Genomic DNA, 17,072 nt, shown 5'->3' on the forward strand with positions numbered 1-17,072 from the left:
TAACGTAAACCTGAAAAACGAACCATCAATCATTATTAAATTTCCCCAGTTCATTAAGCTAATTTGAATTGAATTGACTTCGGTTGCCAAGCGCTTTTGACCCTATTTTTTACCGCGATACACTCTGCGGGTAAAAGAAAATCGCGGTTGTCCGCAAGAGGTCGAGAGGCAAGTTCGGGGAACATGAAGATCAAGGGGAAAGGACATCTCGAGCACGTCGCCGACGGCGTATGGCGCGGCCGCTTCTCGCTCGGCCCCGACTCTGACCGCCCGGGCAAGTACCTTTACACTCCCAAGCGCACTTTCTACTGCGAGGAGGAGTGGGAAGCGCGAAGCCAGTTCGAGGCCTACCGGATCGAGCTGGAGGAGTACGGGATTCCCGACAAGGATGTCGCCTACCTCGGCGCCTACGCAGAGAGATGGCTTTTGCTGAGGGAGGGCACCCACGGCTCGCCGAGGACCGCCGACCGTGAGCGATCCGACGTGCGCAACATACAGAGGCTCTTTCCGAACGTCAAGCTGAAGAACCTGACGGTCGGCGTGATCAAAACCGCCTACAAGGACGCGAGGGACTCCGGCAGGTTCGACAAGGAACTGTACCAGATCAACAAGCGCCTCCGCCAGATACTGAAGGAGGCGGTCAAGGAGGGGCAGATCCGCAGAAACCCGGCCGACGACGTCGTGGTGCCCAAGCCGGAGCCGGAGCCGAAGGACTACCTCGATCCAGAGAGGCTCGTGAAGTTCAACACGGCGTTGCGCACCCTACCGATGTGCGGCGAGGTGATCGGGGCCCAGATGCTCCTGAGAACCGGCATCAGGCCCGCCGAGATGTACGGGTCGAGCTGGAAATTCCTCGACGAGGAGGCCAGCCGGCTCTTCATCGGCGAGCAATACTCCAATGACTTGCAGCTGAGGAGGCCGAAGAGCAGGGCCAGCCGCGACTGGGTCGTGATCGACAGCGAGCTGCTTGCGATGCTCCTCACTTGGAAGAGGATCCAGAAAGACGAGCTGGAGAGAATCGGGGTGGAGCAGACCCCCGAGACCCCCATCGCCTCCAACAGCCTTGGCGGCCGGTTCGACCCGACCAACTACGGTCGCTGGTTCAGGAACTTCTGCGTCGACAACGGCTTCGGGGAGTACACGGTCGTGACGAAGACGTTCGAGCGGGATGGGAAGACGATCACGAGGGGACGCGGCTACGTCGGACTGTGCCCGAACATGTTCCGCGACATCCAGGCGACGGAGCTGGTCGGCGTGCTCAAGGTCGATGCCAGGACCCTCCAGTCGAGGCTGCGGCACTCGGATCCGAGGACATCGTTGAAGTACTACACGCACCCCATGCTGGAAAACGAGTACCAAGCCGCCGAGGGATTCGCGAAGCTTGTCAGAGGCGAGGTGACGGCACCGGCCATGCCGACCCCCGCGCTTCCCGCGAACCTTGACCTAGGGGCGCTCGCCCAGCTCGTCGACCTCCTGCAAGCGCTCCAGCAGCAAGGAGTGCTCCCCGCTCCGCCTACCGCGCCGATCGGGATCCCGGCAGCCGTCCAAGCTCCGACGGGCGTGGGCGACCCGGGCGGAGGGGGCCGGGGAGCCGCGTGGCATAGGGCCGCCATCGGGGGTGGCGAAACGTGTAAGCTCGATACATGAAAGGAAGTGGTGATGTGAGAAGGATCGCAAAGGGAGAGGGATGCGGGCGGGACGGCGCCCCTGCGGAGAAAAAAGGACTGTTCCGGAAAGGCACCTGCAAGAGGTGCGCGGCGATTCTCGCGGGTGCCGTGCTGCTGTGCGCCGTGATCGCCGTGGCTGTCCTTTTCGAGGCCCCTGTCGATAGCGAGGGCTCTGTGCGGACGGAGGGGGACCGAATCCTGGGTCAGACGCCAACGAAAGAGGCGGTCGAGGACGGAGTTGCCAAGAGCACCTCTCACATTGCAGACGAGGATCGGCCCGAGGCTGAGGCACAGCCGGCCGGATTGGACGGAGCCATCGAAAGCGAAGAACAGAGCCTGCAGGAGGAGGGCTTCGAAGCGCTTGCAGCGGCTTCGCCCTCTCCTCCTGCGAAGCGGGCGCCAGCTGAAGGCAAGCCCTCGCGGGCTCCTTCCTCCTCCGCGCCTGCCGAGCCAGCGTCCGACCCTTCGCCGGCGGAGCCGGATCCGCAGCCCGAGCCCGTCCCGCCGCCTTCGGAGCCCGCCCAGCCGGAGCCTCCAGAAACGCGCTGGGTCCACGGGTACAAGTGCGGCTCGTGCCCGTTCCATAGCACCGACGCCTCGGCGATGGAGGAGCATCAGCGGAGCCAGCTGCTCGCCGGTGCCGACCACGGCGCCTACGGATCGTGGTCGTGGGAGGAGTAGCTTATAATGGAGCCGCAATCTAAACGCACGACGAGGGCGGGAGCGGATCCGCGAAAGGCCGACGCGCATATGGAGCACGCCAAACCGAAACTCGATCCCGAAGCCCAGATCGATCACCTGAAGAGGAAGGGGGTAGGGTTCAACATCACGAGCGAGGCTGAGGCCATGCTCTACCTTGCGGACAAGAACACCTTCTTCAAGCTCATCTCCTACCGCAAGCTCTTCCCGCTCAGGGACGGAGGAGCGCGCGATGGGGAGTACGCCAATCTGGAGTTCGCCTATCTTCAAGACCTCGCATCCGTTGACCAGCACATGCGCTACGCGTTCTTGCCCATGACCCTCGACATCGAGCATTTCGCCAAGGTGAAGGTTGTGAGCCGAGTGGGATCGAATGCCGGAGAGGACGGCTACTCGATAGTCGCTGACTACCTGTCGCATCTCACTCCTGCCGAAAGGAAGCGCCGAGAGCGAGAGCTGGGCATGGCGCGCTTTGACCCGTGCAGCTCCGATTTGGTAGAGAAGTACTGCGACGACATGCCGGTGTGGGTGCTCCTCGAGCTGGTCAGCTTTGGCACTCTCATCGACTTCTACCTCTTCTGCTCCCAGAGATGGGGCGATCAGGCCATGGCCGAGGAGCATTACTTACTGCGGCAGGTGAAGGCATTGAGAAACTCCGCCGCCCACTCGTCCAACATGCTCGTGGGCCTTCGCGAAAAGAGCACCCCTCTCGCCACATCGAAGACGGTGAGCGCGGCGGTGGCGAGAACGAGTCTCGGCAAGCGCGCGCGTTCGGCCAAGATGAGGAACCCCCGCCTGCAGCAGATGGCGACGTTCCTATGGGCGTACAACCGGTTCGTCGTCGGCGACACGTGCTGGGAGAACGCGAAGGAGTCGATGGCGAAACTCAAAGGGAAGATAGGCGAGCATTCTGAGTATTACGAGAAGAACGACACGATCCGGTCCTCGTTTGACTTTCTGGAAAAACTCCTTGACGCATGGTTCTAGCGTGCCATAATGAGTTCAGATAAAAAAAGCGTTTCAGGCGTTTTTGCGGGGCAGAGTTGCGAAAGCAGTTCTGCCCCGATTTTGTGTGGGCATCTTCCGCGGTATAGAGCCGGACTCCCGGCTGGTCGCCGCTCCTGAAGATCGCCAAGCCCGATCTCCGCGCGGACCCTTTCCTGGAATGGTGCAAGGAGGCTGCCGCCCGCCATGTCGTGCGTTAGCTCCCCGGAAGTACCACTCGCCCCTGTCGTACTCAAACGATCGAATCTGCCTGTAGTCAAGCCACGTGCTTTCGTCTCTCCGGACAACGCCGTCGCCGTCCTTGCGCCTGCGCACCTGCCAGGGGCTCGTGTCCGGCGTCCCCGATGTCCCAAAGCCTCGCCAGCGCAAGGCGATGCCCGCCTCCCTTGGCACTCCTCCTGACCCGGCCCCTCCTTCCCCCGGCCACCGCCTCGGGCGCATGCTGCCCGGTGCCGTCTCGGGAAGCAAGGGCCGCGAAAAACCTTTCGCCTGAAACCTGTATTGCCCAGCGGAAGCTCAGGCCTGCGGTTTTTCGCTTTCCCCCTTGCTCCCCGAGACGGCACCGGGCGGACGCATCCCCGAGGAGGCGCCCCGGAAAAGGAGGGGCGCCGCGAAACGACAGGAGATCGTCATGGGAAATCAGGCCGTCATCACCACGCGCGAGCGCAAGTTCGGGCTCTACCTGCACTGGAACGGGGGGCGCGACACCGTGGGCCCGCTGCTCAGGTACTGCGAGCTGCAAGGCTACTGCCCGCCGAGCGAGGACGACTACGGCTGGGCGCGCCTGTGCCAGGTGATGGGCAACTTCTTCGGGGGATCGCTCTCGCTCGGCCTGGGCAGGTACACCACCGACAGGCGCATGGACCCCGGCGACAACGGCATCTACGTCATCGAAGGCTGGAAGATCGTCGACCGCATCCACGAGAGCGCCGGCTGCGAGGAGCAGCTGGTGTACGACTTCGACGAGATGCTGCGCGCCTTCGACGAGGCCATGCCCGAGCGGTTGCGGCTCGGCGGGTTCCTGGACTCGGTGGAGGTTCCCGTGGGCGAGCTGCGGCTGGGCGACGAGGTGTGGCTGCGCGACGGCGTGCGCGAGAAGTGGGAGGCGTTCCCCGTCGTGGGATTCGGTCAACCTGACGAGGGCCGCATCCCCGTGTGGGTCGACATGCCGGACGGCAGGCGCAAGGTCGCATACCCGGACATGCCCTACGTGGCCTGGTACGACCACGGCGGCGATTTCAGCTGGAACCCCAACAACTACGTGCGCGGCGACACGGCCCGCATCAAGCCGCGGGGGTGATGTTCGCCAGGCACCGCAAAGATCCCGTCGGCCCTGCGGCCGGCGGGATCTTGCTTCAGGAGGATGCCCTCGCTTCGGGGACGGCAGACCGCGGCCTGAAACCCTTGCGGAGCTCGTGCCGAACTCGTCAAGATGCACGGCAGCCATAGTCTGGCGCGATCGGTGGGATTACCTCTGCCCCGAAGCCTATTCCGCCGCGCTACTCCGGCATTCAACCAAATTATGAAGTTTCCAACCGCATGTCCCCGTCGGCTAAAGTGCTTCCAAGGTCGGCGCGGGGCTGCTTGTCGGCGTGGTAACCGAGCGGCGGATATCCGGCTGCAAAAGGCGCGGCAGCCATGTTGCGCGATGTACCCAGCAGCTTCGAAGATGTAGCCTCCCAGGTGCCGCGAAAAACCGACAGAAGGAGGTCGCCCATGCTAATCCCGCGGTTGTTCCAAAACGCCCTGCTGGGCAGGTACCGCGACTGGCTCGTCGAGCGCGAGCTGGCGCCGAACACCGTCAGCAAGTACACCCGCGACGTGCGGCGCATGCTCGAGTTCGTGTCCTCGTCGCCCGTGCCGAGCCTCAGCAAGAAGTCGGCGCTCATGTACAAGTCCGACCTCGTGGAGCGCTACGCCCCGGCGAGCGTCAACTCCATGATCGCCGCCGCCAACAGCTTCTTCAAGTTCCTCGGCAAGCCCGAGCTCTCCATCAAGCAGCTGAGGATCCAGAGGCGCACGTACCTCGGCACCAGCGAGGAGCTCACGAGGGACGACTACCTCGAGCTCCTCGCGGCCGCCGAGGAACAGGGCGACGGCAAGGCGAAGCTCATGCTCGAGACGCTGTGCTCCACCGGCATGCGGGTCGGCGAGCTGAAGTTCGTGACGGCGGAGGCGCTGGCCGACGGCTTCGTGAGCATCAACATGAAGGGCAAGGCCCGCATAGCGTGGATACCCGAGGAGCTGAAATCGGGCCTCGAGGCCCTGGCCGAGCGGGAGGGCATCCGCTCCGGCGCGCTGTTCCGCTCGAAAAACGGCGTCGCGCTGCACCGCACCTACGTGTGGAAGAGGATGAAGTCGCTCGGAGAGGCTGCCGGCGTCGACGCCGCGAAGGTCTACCCGCACAACCTGCGCCACCTGTTCGCCCGCACGTTCTACTCGGCCCACAAGGACATCAGCGCCCTGAGCGACGTGCTCGGCCACTCGAGCCTCGCCACCACCAAGATATACACCATGACGTCCGGGAGGGAGTGCCGGCAGCAGCTGGCCCACCTGGGCCTTGTGGCCTGACGAACGAGCGGGCTGCTACATAATGCCGATTATGTAGCAGCCCGCTCGAATTTCGTATGTCTTTTCGCCATGGAGCACCCTTGGCGAAATATAAGCTACCGGCATCATATCAAAAGATTAGACAAATAGAAAACGTTTTTTCAACGGGAGCCTTACAGGCGCGCCCGGCAACGCGTTGATTCCCGCCTTCGGGCACGCCAACTAGACCCCGGCTCTAAACGGGGCTATCGCTGCTTCGCCTTCGGCGATCAAGGTGGGCAACTCTGCGCAAAAATGCCTTTGCCCAAACCTCGAAACGGCACGCTCTTAACGCCGAGGCGTTTCGCACCCATTCCGGCTGCTACATAATCGGCATTATGTAGCAGCCCGGGGAAGGCCGAGCAGCACTTTGAAGACAACGACCAGATACGCCGTGCTCATCGTCCTGTGCCTCGCCTCTTACGGCGGCACGCGCAGCGCGAAGGACATCGCGGCCTTCACCGGAATACCCGCAGCTATGATCGCGCAGGTGGTATCGAAGCTCCGCCGAGCTCGGCTGATCCGCTCGGCGCGAGGACATGAGGGAGGCTACTGCATGGCTGGGCCAGCCGAGGATGTCTCCCTCCTCGACATCATAGAGGCGATGGGCGAGCGCGAAGCCGCCATCTCCTGCACCCCTCACGAGGCGCCCCCTTCCTACCGAAAGCTCGGCTCCGACCCCGTTTCCGAGCGGGGCGCCGAGAGGCTCGCCTTCGCCGTGCGATCCCTGGCTCTCGTGAACCTCCGCGTGGACGGGATCCTTCGGGAGGCGACGCTCGAGCGGCTGGTGTTCGGGCGGGAAGGCCCGGCCGTCCCCGATGACTTTCCTGCGTGCGCCGCGGCGCCCGACCCGCACGCTGTCCGTGTTCAGGGCATCCCAGAGCCACCGAAAAGAAAGGAGAGGGACTATGAGACCGACAACGATTAGCAAAAGGAGGGAGAGGCCCTCGCCGAGCATGGCGGGCAGGTCGGCGCTCGCCGTCCTGCTCGCCCTCGCGCTCGCCGGCCCTGTGCAGCTGTCGTACGCGGCGGACGCCTCCGAGGCCCCTTCGGCGGCTCCGCCCGAGAGCGCGGAGGGCGTTTCACCCGAGCAGAGCAACGCCGAGTCGGAGCAGGCTTCCCCGCCTTCAAGCCTGAACGAGGACGGAGTTGCAGAGAAGTCTGACGATGTCGTGCCGCAAGAGCCGGCTACGGTTTCTTCAGAGGGCGGCAGCGAGGAAGGCTCCGGCCCTGCAAAGGCCGTTGCGACAGCGGCGTCCGGCATGGGCGAGATACGCCTGTCTCAGGCGAGCATCGACGCGGGCGTCGATGCGGACAACTACCTTTTCCAAGAAGACGTCACCCTCATGGTCATCTACCATCCCGATCCCAGCGCATCGGGTCGTTGGTTCGAGATAGAGATTCCCTATGAGTTCACGATGACGGCATGGCCCGAATCCTTGGAGTCGGCGACCGTCCAACGCGTCGTCAGCAGCGAGCCGTACAGCGAAAAGCTGCTGGTCACCTTGAACGATGATGTCTCCCTCGACACCATTTTCGATATCAAGTTGCGCGTACGCGACATCGAGCTTTACCAAAAAGCATCCCAAGCGGATGTCGTCTCCCCCTTCGCGATCAATTCTTACACAGCCCAGGGGGCAACGACTCCTGTTGAGTCGAGCACGTTCGAAATGAAGACGAAAAAGCTTCCTGCTCCGGGCTATACGGTCTCGGTGAAGAACCCATCGCTTACCGCGGATGCCGTCAAAGGATCGTCCGGTTCGGCGAACGTGGAGTACACCCTCGATCTGTCGAAGCGAAAGCTGACTGCCACCGATGCCGACTTCGCGCTCGCAGTCCCTAAACAATTGAAAACGTCGTCCGGTGACGTGTTCGACCTCGATGCCGTGGTCAACGTTTCGTTCGGAGGGAATCCCCAGCTTGTCGGGGAGGATCAGGATCATTTCTACTACAAGCCCGACAAATACGAGAGCTCCTTTAACCCGGCTTATAGAGGAGACAAATCGGTCTCGTATCAGCTGCGCTACCATTCCGACAGGGCGTATTCCAACGAAGTGTACCTATCGGATCTCGATATCGTGTCGGCACGGGACGACTCGACGGTCGATTGGAGCGCGGGCAAAACCCTCAAGCTAGACACGGCCGTGTCGGGGAGGAAGATAAACGCCTCTTGGGATTCCGCGCATTTCCAGCAGCAAGCAAGAACGGGCGAGAAAGACGTGAAGGCGAGCGTGACGTGCTACGTAGCGCCGCCCGACCATATCGCCTCCGTCCTTTGGATGAAAGAGGCCGAGGTGATCTACACCATCACGGACGAAGTCATCCTGAAAAGCGGGCAGCCCGACGGCGACGGGGTCGACTGGAACTACGAGACCAATCTGGGCCGGCAGATCGAAGCCGCCGAGATACCGTCGCTCTCGCCCGACGGCGAATGGGTCGTCAAAGCCATCTACCGCGGGCCTGTCGGCGGTTCGAGGTACGAGACGGAAAGCGGGTTCGTCGTCGACGTCAGAACCGCGTACGCGGACGGATCCCCTCTGGGGGCGAGCGCCTACTACGGCGTTACCGCCTCGGGGACGTCCGAGCCCGAAGCGAGCCACGCCAGCCTTAACCTCCAGCAATCCATCAGAGTCGCGAGCGACGACCTCTCGTTCATCGACTGGCAGGGAGAAAGCCAGCCGATCATCGGCGAGTCTGATCAAACCGTAGCGCAATACACGCTGAAGGGCTCGAACTCGACCATGCTGTACCAGAACGCGAGGCTCGCCATAGATGATCCAGCCGTGCTCGGCGTATGCGATATGATCAGGATGACGCGAGGTTCCAACAAGCAGCTCGTCGAATACGCGACCAGCTCGGGCGCTACGGGCTCCATCAGGGTCGCCGACATCGGCGGTCTGATCGACGAGGTCGAGGTGCCCATCCCCTTGGCCGAAGGAGAGTACCTCACAGGGCTCGCCATCGACTTCGGGACGCTCGATGGGATAAACCTGTCCTACGATGTCAAACTGAAATCCAGCAGCCGCGTGCCTGCCACCCTTCCGTCGGACGGGACGGACCTGGAGGGGCGCGTCTTCTCAACGGGCGCGACGTTCTCTGCCGACGGGGCGCCCGATCGCAGCTGGGCCGCAGGCACGAAGTTCGTGCGCGCGTCTTCGGAGCAGATCATGAACGTTGCGGACAGCTCCGCCTCCACGTTCTCCCCGGACGACATGCCCAAATGGCTCGGCTCCTACGACGAGAAGCGAAACGCCGTCGTCGGGAAGGTCGAGCTTGCGGCGGGCACCGGGAAAAAGCAGTACTGGAACATGTCCATCGACTTTGCGGGAACCGATTCCCGGCTGCTCTCCCTGGTAAAGAAGATCGACACGGGCGGCAACGGATTCCGATTCAAATGCGTGTATACGACGAACCTGCACTCCGAAGAGCGCGAGGCGGGCGGCAATAGCCTTACGGTAGACCTTACCGGCGTGCTCTCTGAGAACGAGTACCTGACCTCCCTGAGGCTTGTCCCGACCGATAAATACTACGATGCTTATAGCGCGTGCACGGTCAGTCTTATAACGACGCCGGACGGCGACACGTATCCGCACAGGTTCTTCTCCGGCGAGGAGTTCCCCGCGACGGCGGCATCGTGCCGCATTGTGGCCACCTGCTCAGCCGACGACCTGCCCGCGTACGAACGTCAAGGGGCGAGCGTCTCGTTCTCATCGAAGGCGACGGCATACCTCACGGGAAACGAGTTCGAGGGTTTCACCTCCTCGTACAAGGTTTACCAGGGTGATTCGTTCACCTGCACCGTGAGAGCGCAGCCTTCGGTGACGTACGGCGGGGAGTATCAGATCAAGAACCCCGTGTACTACTTCAGGGTAGACAGCTCCTATTCCTTCCAAGACAGCACGTTCAAGGCGACCGGGGGGAGCGCCATCTCGTTCGGGGATCCCGAAGTGACGACGCACGTTGCTTCCGACGGCTCGACGATAGTCAAGGTGGTCCTCCCCGACTACGTGCTCGACTCCGTAGGGACGAAGTCCGATTCCCGCACGGACACCCTCACCAGGTTCCAGTTCGACCTGCGCGCGGCACCCTGGGCCACCCCCGGCTCGGGCTACACGCCCGTAAGCGAGGTCTGGACCGACTTCAACGAGAGCACGGGCGAGCCGGAGGCGGGCTACAGCCCCGTCGTCCTGCAGAACACGGTTCCCGACGACACAGGCGACCTGGGATTGCCGGGCGGCACGCAGCTCCACCTCTCCTCCCCCTACAGGGCGAACTTCCAGATACTGGAGGCCACCGAAGTGGGCGCGAACTCGCTGGCCTCTGCGGATGCGACCGCGTCCGTCGACGTGGAGGGGCACGACAACGACCCGTTCGGGCAGCGGCTCTCGATCGTATCGCACATCGACCATCCCACCAAGGACTGGGTGGTGTACGTTCCCGTGCCCAAGGAGGGTTCGATCGTGAAGTACCAAGCACAGGATGGCTCCGGGCTGGTGACGAAGGAATCGTCGCCCTCGGCTTGCTCCCTGAGCCTGACCGGCCCGGTGTCCAACGCGGGCGACGGCGCGATCGTCACGTATTCGACCGATGCTGCGCCTGCGTACGACCTGACGGGCGCATTCGTCGGCACGTACGTGGACGCCTCCGCCGTGTCCGATTGGTCGGCGGTTACGATGATCCGCATCGAGATCCCCGAGCTTGCTCCCCGCGAGAAGCGCTTCCCCGTTATCGGCTACGAGAGCGAGCTTAAGGCGGAAGTTGGGGACCTCATCGCCTACGGAGGCATCTACTACAACTTCAAGATGGGCGATTCCGCCGATTGGTACAAGGGGTCGGGCGGCTACGGCGCCCTCAACTCCTACACGCTGATCGACTTCCACGCTACCGGCTACGCCTGGTCGCAGCCTGCCGCCTCGACCCTGGCGGATCCCGCCGCCCCGGTCGAGGAGCGCACGCCGCTGGCCGGCGCGAAAGTGTCCACGACGAACGCCGTGACCGGCGAGGAGCTGTCGGCCGTCACGGCCGAAGACGGCACGTACGACCTGGCCGTGCCCAGCCACGGCGCCTATGCGCTGGAAGTGGCTAAGGAGCCTGCCCGCCGTTACGAGTTGGTGGCGTCGGGCGACCCGGCCGACCCCGACTCGTCGAAGTTCGATCCCGCCACCGCCCAGACGGCTGTCTCGTTCGAGCGCTTCGACGTGCGACACGTCAACGCGGGGTTCGTCGACCTTGGGCCCATCTCCGACCCGACGGAGCTCCCGGTGACGGGCGGGGCCGGCGCGGCTCCCTTCGCTGCGGCGGGCATAGCCTTGATGGCGGGAGCGGCGCTCGCGCTGCGGCTGCGCCGCAACCGTCTCCCCCGCAGCCGCTAGGTGTCGGAGCGTCCGTAAGGAGGTGGTGCCCGTCGAGGAGGCTGACGACCCGGCGATCACATGGAAGGCCTGCGGCCCTCGGAGGCGCCGCAGGCGCGAAGAGAGACACGACAACGAAACGAAGGAGGAGGCGGCATGATGAAAACATCATCGCTACCTAAGCGGGCGGCGGCGTTCGCGCTCGCCGCGGCCATGACCTGCCTGATGCTCCCGGCGGCCGCGTTCGGCGCCGGCACGTACGGCATCGAGGTGCACAAGTACCAGGACACGAGCTGGACCGGCGGCACCGCCGGCGACGGCACGGAGATCACGCCCCCGGCGGGAGCCCAGCCGCTGGAGAACGTCGAGTTCAAGGCTTACAAGGTCGTCGCCGGCCACGAGGCCGACGCCGACATCACGGCCGAGAAGGTCGCCGCCAACAAGGACGCCTACCTCGGCGCCGGCGCGGCTCCGGTCGGCGCCGAGACGACGGCCGCCGACGGCACGGCGAGCTTCACCGGCCTCGACGAGGGCCTGTACTACGTGGAGGAGACCGACAACCTCGCGGTCGCGACGAAGGCGGCGCCGTTCCTGGTGCGCCTGCCCATGAACATCAACGGCACGCTGGCGAGCACGGTGCACGTGTACCCCAAGAACACCGTCGAGGGCGCCCCGCCCGTCGACAAGGGCGGGCATGTCGAACCCGGCGCGCAGGTGGGCGACATGGTCGACTGGTACGTGAAGATGGGCGTGCCCGAGGACTACGAAACGGGCAAGAAGCTCGTCATCAGCGACACGATCGACAGCCGCCTCGCCTACGTGGCGGGCTCCGCGACCGTCGGCGTGGGGGCCACGCAGCCCGGCGCCACGGACGTCGCCTTCACCGAGGCGATCGACGGGGCGAAGGTCACCTGGACCATCGACGCGGCCGCGCTCAACGGCATGGCCGTCGCCGCGGGCGACTCCATCTGGGTGAAGTTCCAAACGGAGATCGTCGCCATCGACGGCAACCCGATCCCGAACCAGGCGCACGTCGACTACACGAACTCGCTCGGCGCCACGGTGAGCGGCGACTCGGGCACCAACCCCGTCGACCCCGACGGCCCCGACGGCCCGAACCCGCCGATCGATCCCGAGATCGGCTTCGGCGACCTCGACCTCACCAAGGTCGACAAGAAGGACAACGCCGTCCTCGCGGGCGCCGAGTTCGAGCTCTACACCAAGGATGCGGGCGGCAACTACGTGAAGGTCGCCGCGTTCGGCACCCAGACGTCCGACGCCAACGGCAAGATCGCCTTCGCGGACCTCGCGGAGGGCACGTACTACCTGAAGGAGGTCAAGGCGCCCGCCGGCTACGAGACCCCGGCCGACGGCACCTACACCGAGTTCACGGTCGCCAAGGACGGCGGCTACGACGTTGAGCTGTCCATCACCAACACCATGAAGGGCGAGGACGCCTTCCTGCTGCCCATCACCGGCGGCATGGGCGTGATCCCGTTCGCCGCGGCGGGCATCCTGCTCATCGGCGGCGGCGTGTACCTGGTCGTGCGCTCCCGCAAGCGCAGCGCCGCGTAGGCCGAGGAGGCGCGTCCGTGAGGCGACCGGCCAAACAGGCAACGAACGAAGTCCGGCCGGGCCCGCAGGGCGCAGGCGCCCGGGCCGGGCGGCGCCCCTCGGGGAACCGCCTGGCCAACCTCGCCTTCTCGCTCCTGCTGCTCGCGGGCGCAGCGCTTCTCGCCTACCCCTCGCTCGCGGAGTGGCAGGCGCGCGAGGGGCAGCAGGCGAGCGTCCGCACGTACCTGCAGGCGGTCGAGGAGGCCCCCTCGCAGGAGCAGGAGGCCCAGCTCGCGCTCGCGCAGGCCTACAACGAGGGGCTCGCGGCGGCGACGCCCGCCGACCCCTTCTCGGGCGGGGCGCCTGCCTCGTCCGAGAAGGGGTCGGGGTCGCTCGCGGAGGACTACGCGGGCATCCTCGACGTGTACGACGGGATCATGGGCTACCTGTCCATCCCGTCCATCGGAGTGGAGCTCCCCGTCTACCACGGGACGAGCGAGCGGGTGCTCCGGCTCGGCGCAGGGCACCTGCCCCAGACCTCGCTGCCGATCGGCGGCGAGGGCGCCCACAGCGTGCTGTCGGCCCACACGGGGCTGCCGGGGGCGAGGCTGTTCGACGACCTCGACGAGCTGGCCGAGGGCGATCGCTTCTTCGTGCGCGTGTACGGGCGGACGCTGGCCTACGAGGTGGACCGGATCTCGGTGGTGGAGCCCTCCGACACGGCGGGGCTCGCGCGCGCCGAAGGCGAGGACCACGTGACGCTCGTCACCTGCACCCCCTACGGCATCAACTCGCACCGGCTGCTCGTGCGCGGGACCCGGGTGCCCTACGAGGCCGAGGGGGCCGTCGCCGACCAGGCGTACGCGAACCCCTTCCCCTGGTGGACGCTCCTGCTGCTCGCGGGCTGGGCCGCCGCCACGGCGGCGGTGTGGCGGACGGGGAGGGGCCGGGTTGGATAGGCGGGAGAGAGGCTCGGCGCGGCACGGCGCGCGGCGCACGCCGCCGAGCCGCGCGGACGCGCCGCGGAGGAGCGCGGCGACGCTCGCGCTCGCCGTCCTCCTGATCGCGGCGGGCGTCGGCGCGATCGGCTACCCGTTCGCCATGCAGGCGCTCTACCGGGCCGGCGCCGAGCAGGCGGTCGCCCGCTACGACGCCGAGTACGGCGGGGCGGGCCCGGGCGGCGCGAGCGCATCGGGGCGCGACCTGGACCGGCTGCTGGCGGACCTGAGGGCCTACAACGAGCGCATCTTCGCCGAGGGGCAGGACGGGCTGCGGGACCCGTTCTCGTACGAGCAGCCCGCCATAGACCTGGCGGGCTACGGCTTCGACGAGGATATGATCGGGTATTTGGAGGTGCCGAAGATGGACCTGCTCGTCCCCGTGTACCTGGGCGCGAGCCCGGAGAACATGGCGCGCGGCGCGGCGCTGCTCGGCGAGACGTCCGTCCCCATCGGGGGCCCGGACACGAACGCCGTCATCGCGGGCCACCGGGGCATGTCGACGGCGGCGATGTTCCGGGACGTCCAGCTGCTCGAGCCCGGCGACCGGGTCTACGTGACGAACCCGTTCGGCGAGCTCGCCTACGAGGTCGCCGAGATCGAGATCATCGACCCGAGCGACCGGGACGCCGTGCTCATACAGCCCGGGAGGGACCTGGTGACCCTGGTCACCTGCCACCCTCCCCCGTACAACTACCAGCGCTACCTCGTGCGCTGCGAGCGGGTGCAATGAGGGCTCCCGACCGTGCAGGAAGTCGATCGCGTAAGGAGTGAGGAGAGATGGCGAGGACCGCAGAGAGGGAGCTCGACGAGAGGAAGGCCCGAGTGCTCGGCCTTTTGAGGAGCAGGGGGGCCGACGCCCGCTCGATATCGCTGTCCTATTCGGCGTTGAGCGAGGCACTCGGCACGACCGAGTGCCGCATGCGCTGTAGCCTCAGGGCCTTGAAGGCCGACGGGATGCTCGCGGTGCACGCCCGGTACTTCCCCAACGGAGGGCAGAGGGAGAACGCGTACCGCATCACCTCGAGGGGCAGGCGCTGGCTCGCGCGCATCGAGGAAGGCCAAGCGCCGGACGGCGCCGGCAACGTGGAAGAAGAAAGGAAGGGCAAGCAATGACGATTGAAGCGTATTGCATGAAGTGCAAGGAGAAGAAGCGGATGCTCGACCCCAAGGCGGGGAAGACGAGCAACGGCAAGGACATCATGAAGGGGACCTGCCCGGCCTGCGGATCCACGATCTGCCGCATCGGCGCGGTGCCGGACGGGAAGTAGCCGGGGCCCCGGGCCCGCCCCGGAGCCCTCGAAGGAGGAGACGTGGAGAACGAGTCGAGGCTGCTCGTCGAGCTGGAACCCGAGGAGCCCGAGGAGCCGGGGCGCGAAGGGCCCGCCCCCGAGGCGGCGCCCGCGCGCATGCCGACGGCCGCCAGGGCCGCGTTCTTCGCGCTCGGGCTGGCCCTGTCCGCGGCAGGCGTGCTCGCGTCGTGGCTCGTCGGCCGATCCAGGTCGGTCGGTGCCGCGCACGAAGCCGCCGGCGCCGCGGCGATCGGCTGCATCCTGAACGCGTTCGCGCTCGCCGGGATCGCGGCGTCCGAGCTGCTGTCCTGCACGGCCGCGATCCTCGACTAGGCGCCGGAGCGCAGAGAACCGATCTGACAAGCGAAACTAAGGAGAAGATCCAAATGGAGAACGAACCAATGCAGTACCAAGTCGAGATGCCCGCCCTTTCGGGAGGGGCGAAGTTCGGCTACGGAGCCCTCGGCTTCTTCCTCATGCTCATCGGCGTGCTCGTCGCCTGGCTCGTCAACAAGGACAAGGCCCCGGCGGTCAAGAAGTCGGCCATCGTGAGCTCGGCGGTGGGCATGGCCATCGGCATCGTGGCGTGGATCGCGTTCTACGCCGTCGTGTTCGCGGGCATCATGGCGACCTACGGGGCGTACCTGTAGAGGACCCGCCCGGGGCGCCGCCGAAGCGGCGCCCCGGCGCCTGGAAGACGAAGGGCAGGCCGATGAAGATAAGGCAGCTGAGGTTGTTCGCGGACGTATGCGACGAGGGGAGCCTCTCGGGCGCCGCGAAGCGCAACGGGATGTCGGTGCAGAACGTCTCGAAGGCCATGAGCGACCTCGAGGGGGAGCTGGGCAGGACGCTCTTCGACCGAAGCGGGAGGGGCGCGCGCCCCACCGACGCGGCGCGGGCCCTCCTCCCCTACGCGAGGACGGCGCTCAAGGCGTTCGAGCTGTGCGAGTCGTTCGGCTCCTCGCTGCGCGGGCCGGAACCGAGGCCCCGCAACGACTAGTGAAAGGAAGATCTGCATGGAAAGAGGAAGGGCGATGACGCGGCGGTCGTTCGCCGCCCTGGCGCTCGCGTCCGCGATCGCCGCGCCGGCGGCCCTCTCGGGCTGCGCGGCGGGAGGCGCGGGCCCGGAGTTCGACGTGCGCGTCGAGCGCACGTGGACGACGGGGGGCCGAGACGGCAAGAGGATGCTCGTCGCGGACCTCGCGGTCAGGAACAACGGGGCGGAGAGCGTGCCCCTCGGGTACGTGGGGTACTCCTGCGCGACCGCGTCCCAGGGCGCCACCGCGCTGCCGCAGGGCTACCTGCCCCCCGAGGTGCCGGGCGCGCTGCCGACGGAGGGCGGGAACCTGGCCCCCGGAGCGGAAGGCAGGAGCCAGGTCGCCTTCGAGCTCAGGGGCGACGATCCCGTCGAGGTCGTCGTCGCGCCCGCGACGGCCGACGGCAAGTCGACCGTCGAGCTCTACCGGGAGACGCTCGACCCCGCGCGGATCGAGAAGGTCGAGTCGGAGGCGGGCTTCGACCTCGAGGTGGGCGGCGCGACGGTCGCCGACGACGGCGAGGGCAAGGGCCTCGTGGTGGTGGACTTCACGTTCACGAACAACGCCGACGAGCCGAGGTCGTTCAGCAGCGCGGCCGACGTGCAGCTGTACCAGGGCGACGTGGAGCTCAAGCAGGGCTACCTGCCCTACCGGCACCCTTCCTACGACGAGGAGAGGGACGGGAACAGGACGGCCAAGGTGAAGAAGGGCGCGAGCGTCGAGGTGCAGGCCGCCTGGGAGCTGCTCGACGAGGGCTCGCCGGTCGAGCTCAGGGCCGTCGACTGGGAGAGCTACGACCAGCGCACGGTGCTCGAGAAGACCATCGAGCTCGCCGGGGCCGGCAAGGCCCCGGCCGCGGACGCCGGCGCGAAGGCGTAGG

The 17,072-nt window shown here is 65.9% G+C and carries 16 protein-coding genes; all 16 read left to right on the forward strand.

The window, feature by feature from the left end:
* Positions 1-183: 183 nt before the first annotated feature.
* The 16 genes from FJE54_RS05830 to FJE54_RS05900 all read left to right on the forward strand — a co-directional run bounded on the left by FJE54_RS05830 (position 184) and on the right by FJE54_RS05900 (position 17,071).
* Positions 184-1,647 carry a site-specific integrase gene (locus FJE54_RS05830; RefSeq protein ID WP_139651765.1) on the forward strand — a complete coding sequence of 488 codons (1,464 nt, stop codon included), beginning with the start codon at positions 184-186 and terminating at the stop codon, positions 1,645-1,647.
* Positions 1,644-2,348 (forward strand): hypothetical protein, encoded by a 705-nt coding sequence (locus tag FJE54_RS05835; protein ID WP_139651766.1) that lies wholly within the window; start codon positions 1,644-1,646, stop codon positions 2,346-2,348. The genes FJE54_RS05830 and FJE54_RS05835 overlap by 4 nt, the downstream gene beginning before the upstream one ends.
* A gap of 6 nt (positions 2,349-2,354) precedes the next feature.
* On the forward strand, positions 2,355-3,353 hold the full coding sequence (locus tag FJE54_RS05840; RefSeq protein WP_139651767.1) for an Abi family protein: 999 nt from the start codon (positions 2,355-2,357) through the stop codon (positions 3,351-3,353).
* 649 nt (positions 3,354-4,002) lie between these two features.
* Positions 4,003-4,671, forward strand: coding sequence for a hypothetical protein (locus FJE54_RS05845; RefSeq protein ID WP_139651768.1), 669 nt, complete (start codon positions 4,003-4,005; stop codon positions 4,669-4,671).
* Positions 4,672-5,087: 416 nt separating this feature from the next.
* Complete coding sequence (locus tag FJE54_RS05850; RefSeq protein WP_180326587.1) at positions 5,088-5,942, forward strand: tyrosine-type recombinase/integrase; 855 nt, start codon at positions 5,088-5,090, stop codon at positions 5,940-5,942.
* A gap of 388 nt (positions 5,943-6,330) precedes the next feature.
* On the forward strand, positions 6,331-6,888 hold the full coding sequence (locus FJE54_RS05855; RefSeq protein ID WP_180326588.1) for an Rrf2 family transcriptional regulator: 558 nt from the start codon (positions 6,331-6,333) through the stop codon (positions 6,886-6,888).
* Positions 6,869-11,332 (forward strand): carboxypeptidase-like regulatory domain-containing protein, encoded by a 4,464-nt coding sequence (locus FJE54_RS05860; protein ID WP_180326589.1) that lies wholly within the window; start codon positions 6,869-6,871, stop codon positions 11,330-11,332. Before FJE54_RS05855 ends, FJE54_RS05860 begins: the two co-directional genes overlap by 20 nt.
* Before the next feature lie 135 nt (positions 11,333-11,467).
* On the forward strand, positions 11,468-12,886 hold the full coding sequence (locus tag FJE54_RS05865; RefSeq protein ID WP_180326590.1) for a SpaH/EbpB family LPXTG-anchored major pilin: 1,419 nt from the start codon (positions 11,468-11,470) through the stop codon (positions 12,884-12,886).
* Between the two features lie 17 nt (positions 12,887-12,903).
* Positions 12,904-13,824 (forward strand): class C sortase, encoded by a 921-nt coding sequence (locus FJE54_RS05870; RefSeq protein ID WP_139651773.1) that lies wholly within the window; start codon positions 12,904-12,906, stop codon positions 13,822-13,824.
* Positions 13,817-14,596 (forward strand): class C sortase, encoded by a 780-nt coding sequence (locus FJE54_RS05875; protein WP_139651774.1) that lies wholly within the window; start codon positions 13,817-13,819, stop codon positions 14,594-14,596. The genes FJE54_RS05870 and FJE54_RS05875 overlap by 8 nt, the downstream gene beginning before the upstream one ends.
* Before the next feature lie 47 nt (positions 14,597-14,643).
* On the forward strand, positions 14,644-14,979 hold the full coding sequence (locus FJE54_RS05880) for a hypothetical protein (protein ID WP_139651775.1): 336 nt from the start codon (positions 14,644-14,646) through the stop codon (positions 14,977-14,979).
* A complete protein-coding gene (locus FJE54_RS15975) occupies positions 14,976-15,134 on the forward strand; it encodes a DUF5679 domain-containing protein (protein WP_180326591.1) in 159 nt (52 codons plus the stop codon). Before FJE54_RS05880 ends, FJE54_RS15975 begins: the two co-directional genes overlap by 4 nt.
* 42 nt (positions 15,135-15,176) lie before the next feature.
* On the forward strand, positions 15,177-15,488 hold the full coding sequence (locus FJE54_RS05885; RefSeq protein WP_139651776.1) for a hypothetical protein: 312 nt from the start codon (positions 15,177-15,179) through the stop codon (positions 15,486-15,488).
* A 53-nt stretch (positions 15,489-15,541) separates the two neighbouring features.
* Entirely contained in the window at positions 15,542-15,805 is a 264-nt protein-coding gene (locus FJE54_RS05890; RefSeq protein WP_139651777.1) for a hypothetical protein, read from the forward strand.
* Between the two features lie 62 nt (positions 15,806-15,867).
* The gene (locus FJE54_RS05895) at positions 15,868-16,155 is read left to right on the forward strand and encodes a LysR family transcriptional regulator (protein ID WP_139651778.1); all 288 of its coding nucleotides are present in this window, start codon (positions 15,868-15,870) and stop codon (positions 16,153-16,155) included.
* Between the two features lie 16 nt (positions 16,156-16,171).
* Complete coding sequence (locus FJE54_RS05900; protein WP_139651779.1) at positions 16,172-17,071, forward strand: DUF5067 domain-containing protein; 900 nt, start codon at positions 16,172-16,174, stop codon at positions 17,069-17,071.
* Position 17,072: the final 1 nt, after the last annotated feature.

The sequence above is a fragment of the Raoultibacter phocaeensis genome (genome assembly GCF_901411515.1).
GTDB lineage: Bacteria > Actinomycetota > Coriobacteriia > Coriobacteriales > Eggerthellaceae > Raoultibacter > Raoultibacter phocaeensis.

Excerpts from the sequence above, each read along its gene's own strand:
- FJE54_RS05865 (WP_180326590.1), top strand. The coding sequence starts at position 11,468 with ATGATGAAAACATCATCGCTACCTAAGCGGGCGGCGGCGTTCGCGCTC.
- FJE54_RS05845 (WP_139651768.1), top strand. The coding sequence starts at position 4,003 with ATGGGAAATCAGGCCGTCATCACCACGCGCGAGCGCAAGTTCGGGCTC.
- FJE54_RS05880 (WP_139651775.1), top strand. The coding sequence starts at position 14,644 with ATGGCGAGGACCGCAGAGAGGGAGCTCGACGAGAGGAAGGCCCGAGTG.
- FJE54_RS05900 (WP_139651779.1), top strand. The coding sequence starts at position 16,172 with ATGGAAAGAGGAAGGGCGATGACGCGGCGGTCGTTCGCCGCCCTGGCG.
- FJE54_RS15975 (WP_180326591.1), top strand. The coding sequence starts at position 14,976 with ATGACGATTGAAGCGTATTGCATGAAGTGCAAGGAGAAGAAGCGGATG.
- FJE54_RS05860 (WP_180326589.1), top strand. The coding sequence starts at position 6,869 with ATGAGACCGACAACGATTAGCAAAAGGAGGGAGAGGCCCTCGCCGAGC.
- FJE54_RS05890 (WP_139651777.1), top strand. The coding sequence starts at position 15,542 with ATGGAGAACGAACCAATGCAGTACCAAGTCGAGATGCCCGCCCTTTCG.
- FJE54_RS05835 (WP_139651766.1), top strand. The coding sequence starts at position 1,644 with ATGAAAGGAAGTGGTGATGTGAGAAGGATCGCAAAGGGAGAGGGATGC.
- FJE54_RS05830 (WP_139651765.1), top strand. The coding sequence starts at position 184 with ATGAAGATCAAGGGGAAAGGACATCTCGAGCACGTCGCCGACGGCGTA.
- FJE54_RS05895 (WP_139651778.1), top strand. The coding sequence starts at position 15,868 with ATGAAGATAAGGCAGCTGAGGTTGTTCGCGGACGTATGCGACGAGGGG.
- FJE54_RS05850 (WP_180326587.1), top strand. The coding sequence starts at position 5,088 with ATGCTAATCCCGCGGTTGTTCCAAAACGCCCTGCTGGGCAGGTACCGC.
- FJE54_RS05840 (WP_139651767.1), top strand. The coding sequence starts at position 2,355 with ATGGAGCCGCAATCTAAACGCACGACGAGGGCGGGAGCGGATCCGCGA.